Genomic DNA, 2,225 nt, shown 5'->3' on the forward strand with positions numbered 1-2,225 from the left:
GGATCCTTCATGTCGATCCAGAACATGGTCATGCCCTTGTGCTTGGGCGCGTCCGGATTGGTGCGGCAGATGACGATGCCGAAATCGGAGAACTGGGCCCCGGTGGTCCACACCTTCTGGCCGTTGATGATCCAGTCGCCCGACCCGTCCGGCGCGCGCTCGGCCCGGGTGCGGGCGCCGGCCACGTCGGAGCCGCCCGAGGGTTCGGAGAAGAGCTGGCACCAGATCTCCTCGCCGCGCATGGCGGGGCCCACGAAGCGTTTCTTGGTCTCTTCGTCGGCGAAGGTCATTACCGTGGGCACGCACATGCCCAGGCCGATCTGGAACGGATTGCCCGGGGTCGGGAAGGCGGATTCTTCCTGGCCGAAGATCACCTGCTGGATGGGATTGCCCCCCTGTCCGCCCCATTCCTTGGGCCAGGTGATGCAGGCGTAGCCGGCGGCGGCCTTCTTGGCCTGCCAAGCCTTGGACGCGGCCAGACCGTCGCTGGATTCGCCCAGCGGATCAGGCTCGCCTTCGCGTTTCTTGGGCGCATTGGCGGTGAGCCAGTCGCGAACCTGCTGGCGGTAGGCGGCCTCTTCGGGGGTGTCTTTGAAGTCCATGGTGCTGATCCCTGTCAGGCGGCGGCGTTACGACGTTCAAGCTGGCTGACCAGCCGTTCCTTCCAGACCCGCGGCGCGCCCGCCACGAGGGAAAGCTGGCGCGAGCGCCGGTAGTGCAGATGACAATCCATCTCCCAGGTGAAGCCGATGCCTCCGTGGGTTTGGATGTTTTCCTTTGAGGCGAACCAGTAGGCCTCGGAGCCGGCGATCCGTGCGGCGCTGGCGGCCACAGGCAGTTCCGGCGCGCCGGTGTTGAGCGCCCAGGCGCCGTAATAGGCGTTGGAGCGGGCCAGCTCGTTCTTCACATAGATGTCGGCCAGCTTGTGCTTGATGGCCTGGTAGGAGCCGATCAAGCGACCGAAGGCGTAACGCTCCAGGGCGTAGGACTTGGCCATTTCCAGGCAGCGGTCGGCGCCGCCGCATTGTTCGAAGGCCAGCAGGACCGCGGCGCGGTCATTGATCTGTTCCAGAAGGTCAAAGCCTTGACCCGCCTCGCCAAGCCGCTTGACCGGCGTGTCCTTGAAGGACAGCCGCGCCGCATCCCGGGTGGGATCCAGGGTCTTGAGCGCGTCACGCGTCACCGAAGCGTCGGTGAGGTCGGCGATGAACAGGCCAGGCTTTCCGTTCTCCTTGGCCAGGACCAGGGCGACGGTGGCGATGTCGCCATCGGTCACCGGCAACTTCACGCCATTCAGCCTGCCGCCCTCGACGGTGGCTTGCAGGGTGGAGGCGGTGGTCACGCCGGGGCCCTCCGAGACCGCCATGGCGCCGATCACTTCACCGGCGGCGATGCGGGGCAGGAGGTAGGCCTTCTGCTCTTCGGAGCCGGCCAGCATGACGCCTTCGGCGAGGAAGTAGACCGTGGAGGCGAAGGGGATGGGGGCGACAGCGCGGCCGAGCTCCTCGGCGATCACGCACAGCTCCAGCCGCCCAAGGCCCAGGCCATTGTACTCTTCGGGAATGGCCGCGCCGAGCCAGCCCTGCTCGCCCACCGCCTTCCAGAGATCCTCGTCGTGGGACCTGGCGTCCTCATCCAGGACCTTGCGGACGCGGCTCGTGGGGCAGTGGGCCTCCAGGAACTTTCGCGCCTCGTTCTTCAGAAACTTCTGGTCGTCGGAAAAATCGAAATTCATGCCCGTCTTGTCCCGCCGTGTTCACGGCGTCTGCGTTTCCCTGAAATTCCACCATACGCATCGCAGCCGGCGTGGAAAGATTGACCTCGCGTCAAGGATTTCAGCGTCTTATGGCCGGAAATCAGTATCGGTGGGTGCGTATGGCCAAGGCTGTCTTCCAACGTAATCAAAAGGTGTGGGTCGAAAGCGTCGGCGCCTGGGCTGTGATCGAGAAGATCGTGCCCGTCTGGGCGCGCGGCTTCGACGAACCCGTGCGCGTGACCTATGACGTGGGCCTTGGCCGCGACTTCCACGCCCATGAACTCCGCGCCGAGCAATCCAGTCACGATCTCGTCAACGATGACGAGCCGGACTGGCGCCTGCTGCGGGCGCGCAACAAGTGGCAGACGGCGGATGACTGTCCGCACCACCCGTTCCCGGGCACCTATCCGGTGGTGGTGACCGACAAGGCCGATTGGGGCGGCTGGCGGGTGCCGGGCGCCGAATACGA

General features: G+C 65.5%; 2 protein-coding genes and 1 pseudogene. 1 reads left to right on the plus strand and 2 read right to left on the minus strand.

Annotation, left to right across the window (positions count from 1 at the left end; all coding sequences use genetic code 11):
• Positions 1-602: acyl-CoA dehydrogenase family protein (locus tag Q7V15_RS10040; protein WP_304755433.1), on the minus strand; the 602-nt coding region annotated here is incomplete at its 3' end.
• A 14-nt stretch (positions 603-616) separates the two neighbouring features.
• Positions 617-1,735 carry an acyl-CoA dehydrogenase family protein gene (locus tag Q7V15_RS10045; protein WP_304755434.1) on the minus strand — a complete coding sequence of 373 codons (1,119 nt, stop codon included), beginning with the start codon at positions 1,733-1,735 and terminating at the stop codon, positions 617-619.
• Positions 1,736-1,875: 140 nt separating this feature from the next.
• Between Q7V15_RS10045 and Q7V15_RS10050 the strand changes: the two are divergent.
• Positions 1,876-2,225, plus strand: a pseudogene (locus Q7V15_RS10050) (hypothetical protein); the annotation flags it as partial.

Source organism: Phenylobacterium sp. (assembly GCF_030651755.1).
In the GTDB taxonomy this organism is placed as follows: Bacteria; Pseudomonadota; Alphaproteobacteria; order Caulobacterales; family Caulobacteraceae; genus Phenylobacterium.

Coding starts and splice junctions, on each gene's coding strand:
- Q7V15_RS10045 (WP_304755434.1), bottom strand. CDS start 1,735: ATGAATTTCGATTTTTCCGACGACCAGAAGTTTCTGAAGAACGAGGCG.